Origin of the sequence: Azohydromonas sp. (assembly GCF_035325925.1) — a bacterium.
Classification (GTDB): Bacteria; Pseudomonadota; Gammaproteobacteria; order Burkholderiales; family Burkholderiaceae_C; genus Calidifontimicrobium.
The window spans coordinates 13,938-32,328 of record NZ_DAOKZA010000043.1 but is presented as its reverse complement, the minus strand read 5'-3'; the positions used below and the strand labels follow the sequence as shown (position 1 = coordinate 32,328).

Genomic DNA, 18,391 nt, shown 5'->3' with positions numbered 1-18,391 from the left:
TCCTTCCCCGGAATCGCGCGAGGGTCTCAAGGCTTCCGACCGGGGCTGAGAGACTCCTGATATGTGGGTTTGGTTTTCTGTTAAACTCCACCACCACTTCACTTCTGCGCGTTCGCGAGGAACGGGTAGGAATCGATCAGGGTCCAGTTCGAGCCTTGTTCCTGCTTGCCCATTGCAGTTGTCGAAGCGCAAAGCGCGACAAGTTGATCAATCAGTGACTTGCGCGTGCGTCGCTCGACCGGGCGTTCGCAGCGGCTGGCCGGCAGGCCACGTCTACGCATCCTGACTTCACTGGTCCCCGGCGTGCCTCAAGATTGAGGAGTGCCGGCTTCGCCGGCTGGCTCCCGCGGCGCCCACACTCCGTTCAAGGCGACACCCCCAGGCGCTCGCACGCAGTGCCGCACCAAACGGCCCGCGATCTCGGCCGTCTCGTCGTCGGTGAGGCCGCCAGGCCAGGTTTCCAGGAGGCCCTCGGCTTCGAGCTCCGGCCGCCCCAACGCCTTCACCCCGGCCGCCGTCAGGCCGCCCAGTGGTCCACGCCCGGCGCCCGCTCTCTCGGCTTCTTCCACCAGTATCTCGTGCCAGTTTGGGTTGGCTGCCACGAAGCTGTCGAAGCGCCGGCGTAGCAGCCGGGTCTGGTCATAGCGCCGCCGTGCCACCACCCGCCCCTGCTTCAGGTAGAGACGCAACAGCGTCGAGTACTCTTGGCCCCAGCCCATGTGGAAGTAGGTCAGCGCCTCGCCCTGACCGACCTCGAGACGGCCCGTGAACCAGTCGGCCGCGATGGGCAGTGGTCGGTCGCCGAACACGATGCCCGGATCAAGTGGGCAGTCATCGGCGCCCAGCAGCCCGATGAGGTACAGGCGCTCATCCACCATCTCCCACACAGCTTGGTAGCCCCGGTACAGTGCCGTCGACTGGCGAGTAGCGAACGCCCTGAGGTCGACGTTGCGTTCGTCGAGGTAGCCTTGCAGCGGCAGGCATTGCAGCCACTCGACCCTTCCATCCATGAGCAGCAGTTCACTCGCTTGCGCAGTCATCACGTCCCCCTCCGGCAATGCCGACCGGAGCCTTCGATCGATCATTGTGGCCCTGATGCTGTTGCGTCCCGGCCTTGACAAGCCACACGCAAATCGATGCCCTGGAGGGCCCTGGAACGCGCGGTCGGGGCACGCTGCGCCGGGCTACGAAATCAACGCTTGTCAAGCACGATGGCGAGGATGAACTGGGCCAGGTTGCATGTCCCGAGATGGCGGGACCCGGGCGCGATCAGCATCGCCGCGCATCCCCGAACCTGGGGGTAGTGCAGTTCCCATCGTGTCAGGGATGCACCATCACCGTTCAACGCCCAACCCTCATCGGATGGGTGTTTTCGCTTTCGGTAGCGGCTCATGCGGCTGGACCGTGTCGACCAGGGCGACGACCGACCGCTCAGGCGTCGTCGACGCGATCCGGCGCGCAGCCTTCTGGCGTGCATCGCCCGGGCGCCTGCACGGCGTCGGTGGGGAGGTTGCTCGTCGCCGCGTCCTGCGCGAGCAGCCGGCCGATCGTCGCGCCCAGTACGAGGTCGTCGACACGGCCGAAGTGATGCATGTGCACGATGCCGTTGCGGTCGAGGACGATGTGGCTCGGCGTTCCGCGCAGGCCATAGGCGCGCATCGTGCGCGGCACACCGCCGTCCGCGCCGGGGCGGTCGACGCCGATGGGGAAGCTCCAGCGGTACTCGTGGACGAAGGCGCGAAGCGCGTCGACGCTCATCGCCGCGTGATGCTCGAACACCGTGTGCAGCGCAACGACCGCGACCTCGTGTGGCGCGAAACCCTGCCGCACGCGCTCGGCTTGCGGCAGGCCGTAGGCCACGCATCCGGGGCACAGCATCTGGAACGCGTGGATCAGCACCACCCTGCCGCGCAGCGACGCCAGGGTCACCGGCGCGTCGCAGTTCAGCCAGGTCGCGACATCCCACTCGGGAAGCGGTGGCGTGCGTGGCGTCGTCGTCGGCACGGCGAGTCTCCTTGGGGTGGTCGTGGCGCGGACAGGGACGGGCGCGGTCAGAACTGGCCGTCGCGCACGTACGGATGGCACCACAGGATGGTCTGCATCAGCACCGACTTGACCCAGGCCGCGTGCATCGTCTCGACGTCTTCGACCGAAGCGCCCCGGCTGGCGAGGAACGGCTTCAGGGTGGTCGTGATCGGAATGGTCAGCGCGGGGATGTAGCGGAAGTCGACCTGCGCGACGCTGGCCACGCCGTCGGTGCGGTTCTTCTTCAATCGATGGTGGCGCAGGCCGATCTCGTACTGCCAGTCGAGCCAGTCCTGGTCGTAGTTCGCCTCGGCGGTGTCGACGATCCACAGCGCGAATCGCTTGCGCACGGCGGCCAGATACGCGGCGTCGGGCTGGCCGGTGCGCGCGTCGCTGAAGTACCGGACCAGCTCGGGCGTCGACGCCACGAAGCCGTACCACACGTCGAGGATCGCGTCGGCCTGGTCGGCGACGATGGCCCGGCTGCGCCGCAGCGCCGCGACGTCGTCGTCGGTGAAAAGCAGCGCCTTCTGCAGCGCGCGCAGGTCGTCCAGCGTGTAGGGGGCCGGCGCGAGCGTGCCTTGTCCGCGGGCGTAGCCCGGCACCGCGGCGGCGGTCGCGCCACGCGACGCGGCCGGATGGGCCGTCGCCGCGATCGGGACTTCGGAAGGGTTCATCGTGGTCTCCGTCTGTGAGTGGGGCGTCGCCGACCGGTTCGGTCGGTGGCTTGCATGTTGACGCCGTTGCCTGGATGATAGATGCCGTGAAGTCCGAAGAAGTTGTCCAATCGTCCAGACGAGGGTCCCCGGCCGCGCTGTCGACGGGGGAAGATCGCCTGTCTGCACTGCTCGAGCGCTTCCGCGTACGGGCGTCGCTTTTCCACGCGGGCGAACTGTGCGGCGTGACCGCGTTCGAGGCGAAGCCCGGCCGCGCCTTCCTGCACGTGCTGCGGCGCGGCGCGATGGAGGTACGCCACCCGGCGCGGGGCGGCTCGGGGCGGCGCTGGCGTGTCGACGTGCCGACGCTGTTGCTGTATCCGCGGCCGCTGCACCACACGTTCGTGAACCCGCCGCGCGACGGCGCGGACTTCACCTGCGCGACGCTCGACTTCGACGGCGGCGAGCGCAACCCCATCGTCGGCGCATTGCCCGACGTCGTGCAGGTGCCGCTGGACGAGGTCGACGGCCTGCAGCCGGCGCTCGACCTGCTGTTCTCCGAGGTCGATCGACGCCGCTGCGGCTCACGCGTGCTCGTCGACCGGATGTTCGAGGTGGTTCTGATCCAGCTGCTGCGCTGGATCGTCGACCACCCCGGCCGGGTCGGCGTCTCGGGCGGGCTGATCGCCGGCTTGTCCGACACCCGGCTCGCCCGCGCGCTCGTCGGCCTGCACCGCGCCCCGCAGGACGAGTGGTCGCTGGCCGGGATGGCCTCGGTGGCGGGCATGTCGCGCAGCGCGTTCGCCGAAGCGTTCAAGGCCGCGACGGGCACCACGCCGGCGGCCTACCTGACCGATTGGCGCCTGACGCTGGCGTCGTCGCTGCTGCGTTCGGGGCGGCCCGTCAAGCTGGTCGCCGCCGAGACCGGCTTCGCCAGTGCGGCGTCGCTGTCGAAGGCGTTCCGCCAGCGCCTGGGCGCATCGCCGCGGCAGTGGCTCGAGCGCGACGCGCAGGCGACCCCGCCGCGTTGACCTGCCGGGCGCCGGTGAAACGAACAAGGGTCGCCTGCGGCGACCCTTGCACGATGGGAACCCTGGTCGGGGTGAGAGGATTCGAACCTCCGGCCTCTACGTCCCGAACGTAGCGCTCTACCAGGCTAAGCTACACCCCGTTCGACCTGCCCTGCGGCTGGTCGCGCTCGGCGAGGTTCACGACGAACGCTCAGCCGACTGAACACAAAATTCTAGCAGAGCTTCACGCTGCCTCGACGGCGGCAGCACGTCCAGACACCGTGCCGCGTGCTCGGCCTCGCGGCGAGCGGCGTCGCGCGTGGCCTCGATGGCGCCGGTGGCGCGCACGATGCGCGCCACCTCTTCGAGGCGCTGCACCTCGCCGTGTTCGATCGCGGCGCGGACCAGCGCACGTTCGGCTGCGCTGGCGCGTTCCATCGCCAGCAGCAGGGGCAGGGTGGGCTTGCCTTCGCGCAGGTCGTCGCCGACGTTCTTGCCGAGCGCGCGGGGGTCGCCTTCGTAGTCGAGCACGTCGTCGACGAGCTGGAACGCCGTGCCGAGCGCGCGCCCGTACGAGGCGCACCGGTCCTCGACCTCGGCGGGCGCCTCCGCCAGCACGGCGCCGAGGCGGGCACTGGCCTCGAACAGCTTGGCCGTCTTGTACCGGATCACCCGCAGGTACTCGTCGACGGCGAGGTCGGGGTCGTGCATGTTCATCAGCTGCAGCACCTCGCCTTCGGCGATCACGTTGGTCGCGTCGGCGAGCACGTCGAGCACGCGCATGCGGTTCACCGACACCATCATCTGGAAGGCGCGCGAGTACAGGAAGTCGCCCACGAGCACGCTCGCGGCGTTTCCGAACATCGCGTTGGCGGTGGGCCGGCCGCGCCGCAGCGACGACTCGTCGACCACGTCGTCGTGCAGCAGCGTCGCGGTGTGAATGAACTCGACCACCGCGGCCAGCGTGTGCCGCTCGGGCCCGTCGAAGCCCAGCGCAGCGGCGAACAGCAGCACCAGGCGCGGGCGGATGCGCTTGCCGCCGGCGCCGACGATGTACTGCGCGATCTGGTTGACGAGCACCACGTCGGAGCGCAGGCGCTCGCGGATCACCGCGTCGACGGCCTCCATGTCGGCCGCCGCCACGTCCACGCCGGCGCTGGTTCTGGGCGATGGGGGGGCAACCGGGGACATGGGCGGACTCGCGACGGATTATAGAAATGCCGAGTGGTCCGCCTGCCCGGGTGCGCGGGCACCGCAGGCGGCGTGCCCCGGCGATCGGTCAGCGGGCCCGGCTTCGGCTACAATGCCCGGTTTCGTCGGGACGGGCGCTTCGCCCCGGTGCGGCGATCAGCGGCGGCGTCGCCGGCGGATTGCGGCCGGTGGCGCCAAGATTCACGAAAGGTCCAGTATGTACGCGGTCATAAAAACCGGCGGCAAGCAGTACAAGGTCGCTGCCGGCGACAAGATCAAGGTAGAACAGATTGCTGCGGACGTGGGCCAGGAGATCGTGATCGACCAGGTGCTCGCCGTCGGCAACGGCGCCGAGCTCACCGTCGGCACCCCCCTGGTGAACGGCGCCAGCGTGAAGGCCACCGTGCTCGCGCACGGCAAGCACGACAAGGTGCGCATCTTCAAGATGCGCCGGCGCAAGCACTACCAGAAGCGGCAAGGCCATCGTCAGGCCTATACCGAACTGCAGATCGGCACGGTCGGCGCCTGAACCGGAGTTTTGAACCATGGCACAGAAGAAGGGTGGCGGATCGACCCGTAACGGCCGCGATTCGAAGCCGAAGATGCTCGGCGTGAAGGTGTTCGGAGGCCAGAGCGTGCCTGCGGGCTCGATCATCGTGCGCCAGCGCGGCACCAGGTTCCACGCCGGCGACAACGTCGGCATGGGGCGCGACCACACGCTGTTCGCGCTCGTAGACGGGCATGTGTCATTCGCCGTCAAGGGCCCGAACAACCGCCAGACGGTCAGCGTCGTCCCGGCCTGACCCCGGCGCCAGCGCGGCCCGTGAAGCCCCGGCCCGCCGGGGCTTCTTGTTTTCTGCGCTTCGCTACCATCACCGTCCGCCCATGAAGTTCGTCGACGAAGCCACCATCGATGTCGCCGCCGGTCACGGCGGCGCCGGCTGCGTGAGCTTCCGGCGCGAGAAGTTCATCCCGTTCGGCGGGCCCAACGGCGGCGACGGCGGGCGCGGCGGCAGCGTGTGGGCAGTGGCCGACCGCAACCTGAACACGCTGATCGACTTCCGCTACGCCCGGCGGCACGAGGCGCGCAACGGCGAACCCGGTCGTGGCTCGGACCAGTTCGGCGCCGCCGGCGACGATGTCGTGCTGCGCATGCCGGTGGGCACCATCGTCACCGACCTCGACAGCGGCGAGCTCATCGCCGAGCTGCTGGTGCCGGGCGAGAAGGTGCTGCTGGCCAAGGGCGGCGACGGCGGCTTCGGCAACCTGCACTTCAAGAGCAGCACCAACCGCGCGCCGCGGCAGAAGACCCCCGGCTGGCCCGGCGAGACGCGCAGGCTCAGGCTCGAGCTGCGCGTGCTCGCCGACGTCGGGTTGCTGGGCATGCCCAACGCCGGCAAGTCGACGCTGATCGCCGCGATCTCGAACGCGCGGCCGAGGATCGCCGACTACCCGTTCACGACGCTGCACCCGAACCTGGGCGTGGTGCGCGTCGGCCCGGAGCGCAGCTTCGTCGTCGCCGACATTCCCGGTCTGATCGAGGGCGCCAGCGAGGGCGCCGGACTGGGACACCAGTTCCTGCGCCACCTGCAGCGCACCCGGCTGCTGCTGCACCTGGTCGACATCGCGCCATTCGACCCCGGCGTCGACCCGGTCGCGCAGGCGCGCGCGATCGTCGCCGAGCTGAAGAAGTACGACAAGGCGCTGGCCGCGAAGCCTCGCTGGATCGTGCTGACCAAGTTGGACATGGTGCCCGAGGACGAGCGCGAGCAGCGCGTGAAGGACTTCAAGCGTCGGCTGCGCTGGAAGGGACCGCTGTTCGCGATCTCGGCGCTCGCGCGCGACGGGCTGGAGCCGTTGGTGCACGCGGTCTACGACCACGTGGCGGCGCAGCGGTCTCACGACACCGAGCAGCGCGATCCGCGCTTCGACGCGCCGCCGGCGGAGGCGCGCGATGGCTGATGTGCTGAAGCACGCACGGCGGATCGTCGTCAAGGTCGGCTCGAGCCTGGTGACCAACGAGGGGCGTGGCGTCGACGCGCACGCGATCGGCAACTGGTGCCGCCAGCTGGCGGCGTTGGCGGCGCAGGGCCGCGAGGTGGTGATCGTCTCCAGCGGCGCGATCGCCGAGGGCATGAAGCGCTTGGGCTGGCGCGTGCGCCCGAAGGAACTGCACGAACTGCAGGCCGCCGCCGCCGTCGGCCAGATGGGCCTGGCGCAGATGTACGAGACGCACCTGCGCGAGCACGGGATGGGCAGCGCGCAGGTGCTGCTGACGCACGCCGACCTGTCGGACCGCGAGCGTTACCTGAACGCGCGCTCGACGCTGCTGAAGCTGCTCGAGCTGAAGGTGATTCCGGTGATCAACGAGAACGACACCGTGGTCACCGACGAGATCAAGTTCGGCGACAATGACACCCTCGGCGCGCTGGTGGCCAACCTGATCGAGGCCGACGCACTGGTGATCCTCACCGACCAGCGAGGGCTGTACTCGGCCGATCCGCGCAAGGACCCCGCTGCGCGCTTCGTCGACGAGGCCCGCGCCGGCGACCCCGAACTCGAGCGCATGGCCGGTGGCGCCGGCAGTGCGATCGGCCGCGGCGGCATGCTGACCAAGGTGCTTGCGGCCAAGCGAGCGGCTGGCAGCGGCGCGAGCACGGTGATCGCCTGGGGGCGCGAGGCCGACGTGCTGCTGCGCCTGGCCGCCGGCGAAGCCATCGGCACGGCGCTGGTCGCCGGCACACCGAAGTACGCGGCGCGCAAGCAGTGGATGGTCGACCACCTGCAACTGCATGGCGCGGTGACCGTCGACGACGGCGCAGTGCGCAAGCTGCGCGAGGAAGGCAAGAGCCTGCTGCCGATCGGCGTGGTCGACGTGCGCGGCGACTTCCACCGTGGCGACGTCATCGCGGTGTGCGACGCCTGCGGGCGCGAGATCGCGCGCGGGCTGACGAACTACTCGAGCGCGGAGGCGCGGCTGATCATGCGCCGGCCGTCGTCACAGATCGAGGCGGCGCTGGGCTACAGCTACGAGAGTGAACTGGTGCACCGGACCAACCTGGTCCTGACCTGAGCCGCCGGCGTCTCAGCCGCCGCCGGCCGGAGGCGGCGCGGCCGCGGGGCGCAGGCTCTCGTCGCCGCCCTGGCGCTGTGCGCGCATCCCCGAGCGCAGGTAGCGGTTGTGCAGGTTCGGCCGCGGCAGGTAGCGCGCGAGTTCGGTCAGCGCCATCTGGTAGACGTCGCGTTTGAATTCGATAACCACGTCAAGCGGCACCCAGTAGTCGTTCCAGCGCCAGGCGTCGAACTCCGGGTGATCGGTGGCACGCAGGTTCATGTCGCTGTCGCGCCCGACGAGCCGCAGCAGGAACCAGATCTGCTTCTGGCCGCGGTAGTGGCCCCGGGCCTCGCGGCGGATGTAGTGCTCGGGCACCTCGTAACGCAGCCAGTCGCGCGTGCGCGCGATGATCTTCACGTGTTCGGGTCGCAAGCCCACTTCCTCGTGCAGCTCGCGGTACATCGCCTGCTCGGGAGTCTCGCCGTGCTTGATGCCGCCCTGTGGGAACTGCCACGAATGGGTGCGCAGTCGCTTGCCCCAGAACACCTGGTTGCGCGAGTTGAGCAGGATGATGCCGACGTTGGGCCTGAAGCCTTCCCGGTCGAGCATAATCAAACCCCAATTTCTGAATTGAAATCATTATTGCACCGGCCCGGTGCAGCCTGCGATTCCTCGCTAACCCGCATGGGTGTCGCTGCCTTCGAGGCCGCACGCTGCCGGCCCACGCCCCACCCATGAAAGCCAGCCAGTTCTTCATCGCCACGCTCAAGGAGGCGCCGGCCGACGCCGAGGTCGTCAGTCACAAACTGATGATGCGCGCCGGCCTGATCAAGCGCCTCGGCGCCGGCATCTACAACTACATGCCGATGGGCCTGCGCGTGATCCGCAAGATCGAGGCGGTCGTGCGCGAGGAGATGAACCGCGCCGGCGCGATCGAGCTGCTGATGCCGGTGGTGCAGCCCGCCGAGCTGTGGCAGGAGACCGGGCGCTTCGACAAGATGGGCCCCGAGTTGCTGCGCCTGAAGGACCGCCACGGCCGCGACTTCGTCGTGCAGCCGACCAGCGAGGAGGTCATCACCGACATCGCGCGGCAGGAGTTGCGCAGCTACAAGCAACTGCCCAAGAACTTCTATCACATCCAGACCAAGTTCCGCGACGAGCGCCGGCCGCGCTTCGGCGTGATGCGCGGGCGCGAGTTCACGATGAAGGACGCGTACTCGTTCGACCGCGACGCCGCCGCCGCCGCGAAGAGCTATGACGCGATGTACAAGGCCTACTGCGCGATCTTCGACCGCATCGGTCTGACGTACCGTGCCGTGGCCGCCGACACCGGCGCGATCGGTGGCGACCTGTCGCACGAGTTCCAGGTCATCGCCGACACCGGCGAGGACGCACTGGTGTACTGCCCCGGCAGCGACTACGCGGCCAACATCGAACTCGCCGAGGCGCTGCCGCTGATCGCGCAGCGCGCCGCGCCCGGCGAGATGCTGGCGAAGACGCCCACGCCCGACCGCAGCACCTGCGAGGACGTCGCCGACCTGCTCGGGCTGCCGCTGTCGCGCACCGTCAAGTCGCTGGTGCTCGCCACCGACCAGCGCGACGACGCCGGCGACGTCGTCGCGACGACGATCTGGCTGCTGCTGGTGCGCGGCGACCACCAGCTCAACGAGGTGAAGGCCGGCAAGGTCGAGGCACTCAAGGGCGGCTTCCGCTTCGCGACCGTCGCAGAGATCGTCGACCACTTCGGCACAGAGCCCGGCTACCTCGGTCCGATCGGCACCATCAGGCCGGTCAAGGTGATCGCCGACCGCACGGTGGCGAACATGTCGGACTTCGTGTGCGGCGCCAACGAAGCCGACTTCCACTACACCGGCGTCAACTGGGGACGCGACCTGCCCGAGCCCGACCTGGTGGCCGACCTGCGCAACGTCGTCGAGGGCGACCCATCGCCCGACGGCAAGGGCACGCTGGCGATCCAGCGCGGCATCGAGGTCGGCCACGTGTTCTACCTCGGCACCAAGTACAGCGCGGCGATGGGCGCGACCTACCTCGACGAGGCCGGCAAGCCGCAGCTGATGCAGATGGGCTGCTACGGCATCGGCATCACGCGCATCGTCGCTGCGGCCATCGAGCAGGGGCACGACGACCGCGGCATCGTCTGGCCCGACGCGATCGCGCCGTTCACGGTGGTGATCTGCCCGATCGGCCTCGACCGCAGCACCGACGTGCGCGCCGCCGCCGAGCGGCTGCACGACGAGCTCGCCGCCATCGGCGTCGACGTGATGCTCGACGACCGCGGGGAGCGCCCGGGGGCGATGTTCGCCGACTGGGAACTGATCGGCGTTCCGCATCGGGTCGTCGTCTCGGACCGCGGGCTGAAGGAAGGGCAATTCGAGTATCAGGGGCGCCGCGACGCGCAGCCCACGCGCGTCGCCGTCGGCGGGATCGCGGCCTTCGTGAAGGGCCGGCTGCGGGCGTGAGGCGCCGCGCGCTGGTGGCAGCCGCGCTGGCCGTGCCGCTGGGTGCGCCGCGCGCGGGTGGCCAGGTCGAGGAGCCGCTGGCCGACGCGGTGCGTTCGGCGCTGTCGGCGGCCGTCGGCGAGTCGGCGCCGCCGCGCCCGAGCTTCGACGGCATCGAACAGCGTCTGGCCTACCTGCGCTGGCTCGGCGAGATGAGCGAGCGGCTCAGGCGCCGCAAGACCGATCGCCACGCGCGCATCGACTTTCTCGAGACGTTGTGGTACGAGAGTCGCCGCGCCGGTCTCGAGACCTCGCTGGTGCTCGGGCTGATCCAGGTCGAGAGCGGATTTCGCAAGTACGCGATCAGCCGCGTCGGTGCGCGCGGCTACATGCAGGTGATGCCGTTCTGGGCGCGACTGATCGGCGACGGCGATGTCTCGCGCCTGTTCCACCTGCAGACCAACCTGCGCTTCGGCTGCGTGATCCTGCGCCACTACCTCGACCGCGAGCGCGGCGACCTGTTCATGGCACTGGGCCGCTACAACGGCAGTCGCGGGCGCGCCGAGTACCCGAACGCGGTGTTCGCCGCACGCCAGCGCTGGCTGCCGCCGGCCTGAGTGACGGCGCGCGCGGCTACAGCCCGCGCCACTCGCGCGGCGCCGCGGCGGCGACGCCGACCAGCGAGAGGACGCGCTCGACGGTCTCGTCGACCAACTCGTCGATGCTGCGCGGGCGGTGGTAGAAGGCCGGCAGCGGCGGGAACACGATGCCGCCCATCTCGGTCACCGCGGTCATGTTGCGCAGGTGCGCCAGGTTGAACGGCGTCTCGCGTACCAGCAGCACCAGCCGGCGCCGCTCCTTGAGCGTGACGTCGGCGGCACGCGTGAGCAGGTTGTCGCCCAGGCCGTGCGCGATCGCCGCCAGGGTCTTCATCGAGCAGGGCGCGACGATCATCGCCGCGGTGGCGAACGACCCGCTGGCGATGCACGCGCCGACGTCGGCGGGGCTGTGCGCCTGGTCGGCCAGCGCCTCGAGCGACTTGCGGTCCAGCCCCAGCTCGTGATGCGCGTTGAGCACCCCGGCCGGCGTCGCGACCAGGTGCGTCTGCACGCCCAGCCGCCGCGCGCGCTCGACCAGGCGCACGCCGTAGACGGCGCCGCTGGCGCCGGTCAGGCCGACGACCAGCCGCGCCGCGCCCGACATCAGGCGGCCTTGCCCAGCACCTGCTGCAACTCGCCGCTCTGGTACATCTCCATCATGATGTCCGAGCCGCCGACGAACTCGCCGTTGACGTACAGCTGCGGGATCGTCGGCCAGTTGGCGTACTCCTTGATGCCCTGGCGGATCGACTCGTCATCGAGCACGTTGACGGTGGCGAGGTCGTCGACCCCGCAGGCGTTGAGGATCTGCACCGCGCGGCCCGAGAAGCCGCACATCGGGAACTGCGCCGTGCCTTTCATGAAGAGCACCACGCGGTGGGACTTGACGATCTCGTCGATGCGCTGCTGGACGTCGCTCATGGTTGTTGCTTCACAGTTCGGACACGTCCCAGACTGTATACGCGAAGCGGGGTGACTGCCGCGCACCTCGGTCAAGCCCATGACGCCGCGCCGGAGCGGTCGCCGTCCGATCAGAACGAGTACGACACGCCCAGTTGCAGCACCGGCGTCAGGCGCAGGTCGCGCAGCACTTCGTCGACCGTCGAGGCCTCGGCACGCGCGGCGTTCAGCCGCAGGCCGTCGCCGCTCGTGGCGTAGCCCGCCAGCCCGATGTCGGCGCTGACACCCCAGCCGCCGCGGCGCGACAGCCCGGTGAAGCCCAGCCCGACGTAGGGCAGCGAGGCGGTGTCGGCGTCGAGGTGCGGCTGGGTCGGCAGGCGCGCGGTGCGCCAGGCCAGGCCCTGGCCACCGGCCAGCGGCGGCATGCCGGTGGCCAGCCCGCGTGCGCCGACGGTCAGCCCGCTGGTCGCACGCAAGCCGCCGGCCAGGCCGAACGGGGTCGATGCCAGGTCGAACACGTAGTAGTCGCCGAACACCTGGGCACCATGCGACCGGGTGGCGCCGTCGGACGACGCGGGGGTACCGGGCCGCAGCGGCTCGCCCAGCAGGCCGACACGCGCCTGCCAGCGCGGCCAGGGGGTCTCCTCGGGCGCCCGCAGGCCGTCCTGCGCCACCGCCGTGCCGGCCAGCAACGCCCAGAGCGAACACGCCAACCGCGACACCGGCATCGTGCGTGGCTTCATCGTCGACTCCTCGACCGCCGCGGGCAGGCGGCACATCCACAGGGTCTTCGGATTCCCGCGCTGCCAATGTACGCCTGCGGCCGGCACGTGCACACCCCCGCGGTCACGGCCCGCCGGCAGGTGCGGAATTCGCACTGTCGCGCCCGCCGACTGGCACGCCGGCGCGGCGCCCGCCGCTGCAGCGCTCGTGTCCGGCCAGGTCGCGCCGGGTCGCGACCGCGTCGAAGCCGGCGGCGTCCAGCAGCCGGCGCACCGCCTCGCCCTGGTCGAACCCGTGTTCGATCAGCAGCCAGCCGCCCGGCTCGAGGTGCGAACCCGCTCCGGCCACGATCGCGGCGATCGCGCCCATCCCGTCGCCGCCCGGCGTCAGCGCGTGGCGCGGCTCGTGACGCAGCGCGTCGAGGTGCGCGTCGTCGGCGGCGATGTAGGGCGGGTTCGACAGCGCCAGGTGCACGGGCGGCGGCGGCAGGGCCCGCCACCAGTCTCCCGCCAACCACTGCACCGGCAGCGCCAGCCGTTCCCCATTGGCACGGGCGACGGCGAGCGCGTCGTCGCTGAGGTCGACCGCGCGCACCACCGCACGCCGGCAGCGGTGCGCGACGGCCAGCGCGATCGCGCCGCTGCCGGTGCCGAGGTCGACCACCTGCGGCGCTGGCAGCGCGGCGAGCTCGCCGGCCAGCAGTTCGAGCGCCCAGTCGACCAGCGTCTCGGTGTCGGGCCGGGGGTCGAGCACCGCCGGCGTGACGCGCAGCATCAGGCCGTGGAACTCGCGCTCGCCGGTGAGGTAGGCCAGCGGCGTGCCGTCGGCGCGGCGCTGCAGGTCGGCGCGCAGCGCGGCGACCGCCGGCGCGCCGATCGCCGCGTCGTCGTGCGCCAGCACCCAGGTGCGCGGGCGCCGCAGGTGGTGCGCGACCAGCAGCTGCGCGTCGAGCCGGTCGACGCCGAGGTCGCGCGCCTCGCGCAGTGCGTCGGCGACAGTGAGCCAAGACTCGTTCATCGGGCGGCCTCGTGCACTGCCCGCTGCGGGACGCGCGGCTGGATGCGGCCCGGCGGGCCCGGTCGGCGACGCACCGGCCGCCTCAGCCGCGCACGCCCGCCTCGAGCGCGGCCAGCTGCTCGGCTGCACGCGCGGCCCGCAGCGCGGCGACCACGTCGTCGAGGTCGCCGTCCATCACCGCGCCGAGTCGGTACAGCGTCAGGTTGATCCGGTGGTCGGTCAGCCGTCCCTGCGGGAAGTTGTAGGTGCGGATGCGGTCGCTGCGGTCGCCGCTGCCGACCAGGCTCTTGCGCGTGGCGGCCTCCTTGGCTTCGCGCTCGGCGCGCTCGCGGTCGCGCAGCCGCGCGGCGAGCACCGCCATCGCCTTGGCCTTGTTGCGGTGCTGGCTGCGATCGTCCTGGCACTCGGCGACGATGCCGGTGGGCAGGTGCGTGATGCGGATGGCGCTGTCGGTCTTGTTGACGTGCTGACCACCGGCGCCGCTGGCGCGGAACGTGTCGATGCGCAGCTCGGACGGGTCGATGCGCACCTCCTCGGCGGCGTCGGGTTCGGGCAGCACGGCCACCGTGCAGGCGCTGGTGTGGATGCGGCCCTGGCTCTCGGTGGCCGGCACGCGCTGCACCCGGTGTCCACCCGACTCGAAGCGCAGCGCCCCGTAGGCGCCGTCACCTTCGACGCGCAGCACCAGTTCCTTGTGACCGCCGAGTTCGGACGGGCTGTCGCTCATCACTTCGGTGCGCCAGCCGCGGCGCTCACAGAAGCGCACGTACATGCGTGCGAGGTCGCCGGCAAACAGCGCCGACTCGTCGCCGCCGGTGCCGGCGCGGATCTCGACGAAGGCGTTGCGCGCGTCGTCGGGGTCCTTCGGCAGCAGTGCGGCCTGCAGTTCGGCGAGCAGGCGCTCGAGGTCGGCCTCGGCCTGCGCGACCTCGTCGCGCGCCAGCGCCACCATCTCCGGATCGCCGGCGGACTGCGCGAGCAGTTCGCGTGCGCCGGCGAGGTCGCGCTCGCGCTGCCCGTAGGCACGGTAGCGCGCCACCACGTCGGCGGCCTCGGCCTGCTCGCGGCCGAGGGCGCGCAGCCGCGCCACGTCGGTGGTCACCGCGGGGTCGGCGAGGCTCGCGTCGAGTTCGGCCAGCCGCATCGCGAGTCGGTCGAACTGCTGGCGCAGGTGCGGGGTCATCGGTGGTCGGGCGTGCCGGGGCGGCGCACGGCCCGGCGGCCGCGCGACAGGTGGGTCGGGCCGCTAGCGGCCGGCGTCGTCGGGGTGGCGGCTGTGGTGGCGCAGGAACAGCCGCGACACCGTGTCGGCCACCTGCGCGCGCTGCTCGACGTCGGCCCCGTGCAGTTCGGCGTACGCGCCGTGCAGCAGCTTGTGCGTGATGCCGCGCGACAGCGCGTCGAGCACCGCGTCGACGCTCTCGCCGCGCGCCAGCAGCCGGCGCGCACGCGCGATCTCGAGTTCGCGCCAGTCGTCGGCCTGACGGTTGATGGCCTGGATCAGCGGCACGCTGGCGCGCTGGTCGAGCCAGTGCGCGAAGCTCTGCACCCCGGCGTCGATGATGGCCTCGGCCTGCTCGACCGCGGCCTGGCGCTTCTCGCCTGCGGTGGCGACGATCGACGACAGGTCGTCGACCGTGTACAGGTAGACGTCGGACAGGCGCGCGACCTCGGGCTCGATGTCGCGCGGCACCGCCAGGTCGACCATGAACATCGGGCGGTGGCGGCGTGCCTTCAGCGCGCGCTCGACGGCGCCCAGCCCGATGATCGGCAGCGTGCTCGCCGTGCACGAAACGACGGCGTCGAACTCGTGCAGCCGCTCGGGCAGGTCGGCCAGGCGCAACGCCTGCGCGCCGAAACGGCTGGCCAGCTTCTCGCCGCGCTCGAGCGTGCGGTTGGCCAGCGCCATCAGCTTCGGTTCGCGCGCCGCGAAGTGCGTGGCCACGAGCTCGATCATCTCGCCGGCGCCGACGAACAGCACCTTCACGCTGTGCAGGTCCTCGAACAGCTGCGACGCCAGCCGCACCGCGGCGGCGGCCATGCTGATCGAGTGTGCACCGATCTCGGTGGAGGTGCGCACCTCCTTGGCCACCGAGAACGAACGCTGGAACAGCTGGTGCAGCGTGGTGCCCAGCGTGCCGGCCTCGTCGGCGCCGCGCAGCGCCTGCTTCATCTGGCCGAGGATCTGCGGCTCGCCGAGCACCATCGAGTCCAGCCCTGCGGCGACGCGGAACGCGTGCCGTGCCGCGGCGCGGTCCTCCATCACGTAGCTGTGCGACTGCAGGTGCGCGGCGCTGACCCCGCCGCGCTCGGCCAGCCAGTCGAGTGCCGGGGGCACCAAGTCGCGCACCGCGTCGGGGCGCGCGGCCACGTACAGCTCGGTGCGGTTGCACGTCGACACCAGCGCGGCCTCGGGCGTCGCACGCTGCAGGCGTTCGCGCAGGCCGCGCAGCGCCGGCGGCAGCTGGTCGGGGGCGAACGCCAGCCGGCCGCGCAGGTCCAGCGGCGCGGTCGTGTGGTTCAGGCCCAGCGCGATGACGCTCATGTGTGAATTGTAAGATTCGATGCTTCGAGTCCGCTCGAGGACCGGCCCGATGGTGCCCGACGCCGACCTCCGTCGGGCTTGACCGATGTCAACTTTCCCGGTCACCCGGCGCGCCGCGCCCGACCCTGCATTCGCCTTCCGATGGGCCCGATCGACAGCTTGTGGCACCTGCTGAACTTCTTCGCGCCGGCGCTGTTCGTCGGCGGGGTCAGCACCGTGGCGGCCAAGCTGCTGTGGCGGCGTGAACTGGCCGCCGCCGGCGCGCGGCGACTGGCGGTCTGGGCCTGTTCGGCCGGCGCGCTGGTGCTGGTCGGCGGGCTCGTCGCGTTCGGCCGCGACGGACGCATGGCCACCTACGCGTTGATGGTGCTGGCCTGCGCGCTGGCGCTGTGGTGGGCCGGCTTCGTGCGCCGACCCTGACCGTCGCGGTCCTGCGGCTCAGCCGGCCTGCGGCCGCTCGTCGTGCACGACCACCTCGCCGCGCAGCGAGTGCGGCAGCGACTGCGTGATCGCCACGTCGACCATGCGGCCGACCAGCCGGCGCGCCAGCGGGCCGGCGTCGAAGTTGACGATGCGGTTGCACTCAGTGCGCCCCATCAGCTCGGCGGGGTCCTTCTTCGACGGGCCCTCGACGAGGATGCGCTGCACCGTGCCGACCCGGCTGTCGCTGATGCGGCGCACGTTCGCCTCGAGCGCGGCCTGCAGCCGCTGCAGCCGCCGCAGCTTGACCTCGTGCGGCGTGTCGTCGGCCAGGCTGGACGCCGGCGTGCCGGGGCGCGGGCTGAACACGAAGCTGAAGCTGGCGTCGTAGCCGACCTCGTCGACGAGTCGCATCAGGCGGTCGAAGTCGTCGTCGGTCTCGCCGGGGAAGCCGACGATGAAGTCGCTGCTCAGGCTGAGCTGCGGGCGCACCGCGCGCAGCCGGCGCACCGTGCTCTTGTATTCGAGCGTGGTGTAGCCGCGCTTCATCGCCATCAGGATGCGGTCGCTGCCGTGCTGCACCGGCAGGTGCAGGTGGCTCACCAGCTGCGGCAGCCGGGCGTAGACGTCGATCAGCCGCTGCGTGAACTCGTTCGGGTGGCTGGTGGTGTAGCGGATGCGCTCGATGCCGGGGATCTCGGCCACGTACTCCAGCAGCAGCGCGAAGTCGGCGATTTCCGCCGTGCCGCCCATCGCGCCGCGATACGCGTTGACGTTCTGCCCCAGCAGCGTGACTTCCTTGACGCCCTGGTCGGCCAGCCCGGCGACCTCGGTGAGCACGTCGTCGAACGGGCGGCTGACCTCCTCGCCGCGCGTGTAGGGCACGACGCAGTACGAGCAGTACTTACTGCAACCTTCCATGATCGAGACGAAGGCGCTGGCGCCCTCGACGCGCGCCGGCGGCAGGTGATCGAACTTCTCGATCTCGGGGAAGCTGATGTCGACCTGCGCACGCTGCTGGCGCTGCCTCGCGTCGATCATCTGCGGCAGGCGGTGCAGGGTCTGCGGGCCGAACACCAGGTCGACGTACGGCGCACGCTGCACGATCGCCGCGCCTTCCTGGCTGGCGACGCAGCCGCCGACGCCGATCAGCACACCCTTGCGCTTCAGGTGCTTGACGCGGCCGAGGTCGCTGAACACCTTCTCCTGCGCCTTTTCGCGCACCGAGCAGGTGTTGAAGAGGATCAGGTCGGCCTGCTCGGGGTCGGTGGTCGGCTCGTAGCCCTCGGCGGCGCGCAGCACGTCGGCCATCTTGTCCGAGTCGTACTCGTTCATCTGGCAGCCGAAGGTGCGGATGTACACCTTCTTGGCGCCGCTGCCGACGGCGCTCATGGCTTGACCCACTTCTGGCCAGCGCGGTCGAACTGCCACGCACGTGCCTGCTGCACCGAGGTCGGCCACGGCTTGTTGGCGAGTTCGTCGGCGCGCAGAAGCCACACGTCCATCAGCATCCCGGTGGTGGCCTCGATCGTGTAGTGCACGCTGCGCTTCTGCCCGGCCAGCGAGCCGGGCGTCTGCAGCATGTTGTTCTCGCCGCGGATGCGCGCGCCGGGCGCGAGCCGCGCGGGCTGGCCGTTGAGCCGCAGGTCGGGCGGCTGCACGAACTCGACCTCGCCGCGCAGCGCGGTGGCCGGGAAGTCGCGCTTGACCTGGGCGGCGGCCGGCAGCGCGGAGGCCAGCGCGATCGCGGCCGCGAGCAGAACACAGCGGGGCATGGTGTAGATCCAGGGG

At 70.8% G+C, this 18,391-nt stretch carries 21 protein-coding genes and 1 tRNA gene; 8 read left to right on the top strand and 14 right to left on the bottom strand.

The features are described 5' to 3' along the window. Window positions 1-308: 308 nt before the first annotated feature. From PKC53_RS14690 to PKC53_RS14680, 3 genes are all read right to left on the bottom strand, one after another. Complete coding sequence (locus PKC53_RS14690; protein WP_324429881.1) at window positions 309-1,040, bottom strand: hypothetical protein; 732 nt, start codon at window positions 1,038-1,040, stop codon at window positions 309-311. A 391-nt stretch (window positions 1,041-1,431) separates the two neighbouring features. Beyond that, on the bottom strand, window positions 1,432-2,004 hold the full coding sequence (locus PKC53_RS14685; protein WP_324429880.1) for a TlpA disulfide reductase family protein: 573 nt from the start codon (window positions 2,002-2,004) through the stop codon (window positions 1,432-1,434). Window positions 2,005-2,051: 47 nt separating this feature from the next. Then, window positions 2,052-2,702 (bottom strand): protoglobin domain-containing protein, encoded by a 651-nt coding sequence (locus PKC53_RS14680; RefSeq protein WP_324429878.1) that lies wholly within the window; start codon window positions 2,700-2,702, stop codon window positions 2,052-2,054. Window positions 2,703-2,716: 14 nt separating this feature from the next. On the opposite strand from PKC53_RS14680, the gene PKC53_RS14675 reads away from it, so the two are divergent. After that, window positions 2,717-3,712, top strand: a complete 996-nt coding sequence (locus tag PKC53_RS14675; RefSeq protein ID WP_324429877.1) for an AraC family transcriptional regulator — start codon at window positions 2,717-2,719, stop codon at window positions 3,710-3,712. Between the two features lie 63 nt (window positions 3,713-3,775). Here the strand turns inward: PKC53_RS14675 and PKC53_RS14670 are convergent. Both PKC53_RS14670 and PKC53_RS14665 read right to left on the bottom strand, forming a co-directional pair. Further along, a tRNA-Pro gene (locus PKC53_RS14670) sits at window positions 3,776-3,852 on the bottom strand. 37 nt (window positions 3,853-3,889) lie between these two features. Then, window positions 3,890-4,882, bottom strand: coding sequence for a polyprenyl synthetase family protein (locus tag PKC53_RS14665; RefSeq protein ID WP_324429875.1), 993 nt, complete (start codon window positions 4,880-4,882; stop codon window positions 3,890-3,892). Window positions 4,883-5,099: 217 nt separating this feature from the next. Here PKC53_RS14665 and rplU point away from each other — a divergent pair, with 217 nt between their 5' ends. The 4 genes from rplU to proB all read left to right on the top strand — a co-directional run bounded on the left by rplU (window position 5,100) and on the right by proB (window position 7,955). Further along, window positions 5,100-5,411 carry a 50S ribosomal protein L21 gene (rplU, locus tag PKC53_RS14660; protein WP_324429873.1) on the top strand — a complete coding sequence of 104 codons (312 nt, stop codon included), beginning with the start codon at window positions 5,100-5,102 and terminating at the stop codon, window positions 5,409-5,411. A 16-nt stretch (window positions 5,412-5,427) separates the two neighbouring features. Next, window positions 5,428-5,685 (top strand): 50S ribosomal protein L27, encoded by a 258-nt coding sequence (gene rpmA, locus PKC53_RS14655; RefSeq protein WP_324429871.1) that lies wholly within the window; start codon window positions 5,428-5,430, stop codon window positions 5,683-5,685. Between the two features lie 82 nt (window positions 5,686-5,767). After that, window positions 5,768-6,844: a GTPase ObgE gene (gene obgE, locus PKC53_RS14650; protein WP_324429869.1), complete on the top strand. Its 1,077-nt coding sequence runs from the start codon at window positions 5,768-5,770 to the stop codon at window positions 6,842-6,844. Beyond that, the gene (gene proB / locus PKC53_RS14645) at window positions 6,837-7,955 is read left to right on the top strand and encodes a glutamate 5-kinase (protein WP_324429867.1); all 1,119 of its coding nucleotides are present in this window, start codon (window positions 6,837-6,839) and stop codon (window positions 7,953-7,955) included. Before obgE ends, proB begins: the two co-directional genes overlap by 8 nt. Before the next feature lie 12 nt (window positions 7,956-7,967). Here proB and PKC53_RS14640 read toward each other — a convergent pair whose 3' ends face one another. Beyond that, on the bottom strand, window positions 7,968-8,546 hold the full coding sequence (locus PKC53_RS14640; RefSeq protein ID WP_324429882.1) for an RNA pyrophosphohydrolase: 579 nt from the start codon (window positions 8,544-8,546) through the stop codon (window positions 7,968-7,970). 125 nt (window positions 8,547-8,671) lie between these two features. Between PKC53_RS14640 and PKC53_RS14635 the strand changes: the two genes are divergently transcribed. Together PKC53_RS14635 and PKC53_RS14630 are read left to right on the top strand one after the other, a co-directional pair. Beyond that, entirely contained in the window at window positions 8,672-10,417 is a 1,746-nt protein-coding gene (locus PKC53_RS14635) for a proline--tRNA ligase (RefSeq protein ID WP_324429865.1), read from the top strand. Next, window positions 10,414-11,013: a lytic transglycosylase domain-containing protein gene (locus PKC53_RS14630; protein WP_324429864.1), complete on the top strand. Its 600-nt coding sequence runs from the start codon at window positions 10,414-10,416 to the stop codon at window positions 11,011-11,013. Before PKC53_RS14635 ends, PKC53_RS14630 begins: the two co-directional genes overlap by 4 nt. Window positions 11,014-11,029: 16 nt before the next feature. Here the strand turns inward: PKC53_RS14630 and PKC53_RS14625 are convergent, their stop codons facing one another. The 6 genes from PKC53_RS14625 to hemA form a co-directional block, all read right to left on the bottom strand. Then, entirely contained in the window at window positions 11,030-11,599 is a 570-nt protein-coding gene (locus PKC53_RS14625) for a UbiX family flavin prenyltransferase (protein WP_324429862.1), read from the bottom strand. After that, on the bottom strand, window positions 11,599-11,916 hold the full coding sequence (gene grxD / locus PKC53_RS14620) for a Grx4 family monothiol glutaredoxin (RefSeq protein WP_324429860.1): 318 nt from the start codon (window positions 11,914-11,916) through the stop codon (window positions 11,599-11,601). The genes PKC53_RS14625 and grxD overlap by 1 nt, the downstream gene beginning before the upstream one ends. 110 nt (window positions 11,917-12,026) lie before the next feature. Then, window positions 12,027-12,638: a hypothetical protein gene (locus PKC53_RS14615; RefSeq protein WP_324429858.1), complete on the bottom strand. Its 612-nt coding sequence runs from the start codon at window positions 12,636-12,638 to the stop codon at window positions 12,027-12,029. A gap of 103 nt (window positions 12,639-12,741) precedes the next feature. Further along, on the bottom strand, window positions 12,742-13,635 hold the full coding sequence (gene prmC / locus PKC53_RS14610; RefSeq protein WP_324429856.1) for a peptide chain release factor N(5)-glutamine methyltransferase: 894 nt from the start codon (window positions 13,633-13,635) through the stop codon (window positions 12,742-12,744). Between the two features lie 82 nt (window positions 13,636-13,717). Next, window positions 13,718-14,818: a peptide chain release factor 1 gene (prfA, locus tag PKC53_RS14605; RefSeq protein ID WP_324429854.1), complete on the bottom strand. Its 1,101-nt coding sequence runs from the start codon at window positions 14,816-14,818 to the stop codon at window positions 13,718-13,720. Between the two features lie 63 nt (window positions 14,819-14,881). After that, a complete protein-coding gene (gene hemA / locus PKC53_RS14600; RefSeq protein WP_324429852.1) occupies window positions 14,882-16,180 on the bottom strand; it encodes a glutamyl-tRNA reductase in 1,299 nt (432 codons plus the stop codon). 141 nt (window positions 16,181-16,321) lie between these two features. Here hemA and PKC53_RS14595 point away from each other — a divergent pair, with 141 nt between their 5' ends. After that, the gene (locus tag PKC53_RS14595) at window positions 16,322-16,600 is read left to right on the top strand and encodes a hypothetical protein (protein ID WP_324429849.1); all 279 of its coding nucleotides are present in this window, start codon (window positions 16,322-16,324) and stop codon (window positions 16,598-16,600) included. 18 nt (window positions 16,601-16,618) lie between these two features. On the opposite strand, the gene miaB is transcribed toward PKC53_RS14595, so the two are convergent. Both miaB and PKC53_RS14585 read right to left on the bottom strand, forming a co-directional pair. Further along, window positions 16,619-17,992, bottom strand: coding sequence for a tRNA (N6-isopentenyl adenosine(37)-C2)-methylthiotransferase MiaB (gene miaB / locus PKC53_RS14590; RefSeq protein WP_324429847.1), 1,374 nt, complete (start codon window positions 17,990-17,992; stop codon window positions 16,619-16,621). Continuing rightward, entirely contained in the window at window positions 17,989-18,375 is a 387-nt protein-coding gene (locus PKC53_RS14585; RefSeq protein ID WP_324429845.1) for a hypothetical protein, read from the bottom strand. The genes miaB and PKC53_RS14585 overlap by 4 nt, the downstream gene beginning before the upstream one ends. Window positions 18,376-18,391: the final 16 nt, after the last annotated feature.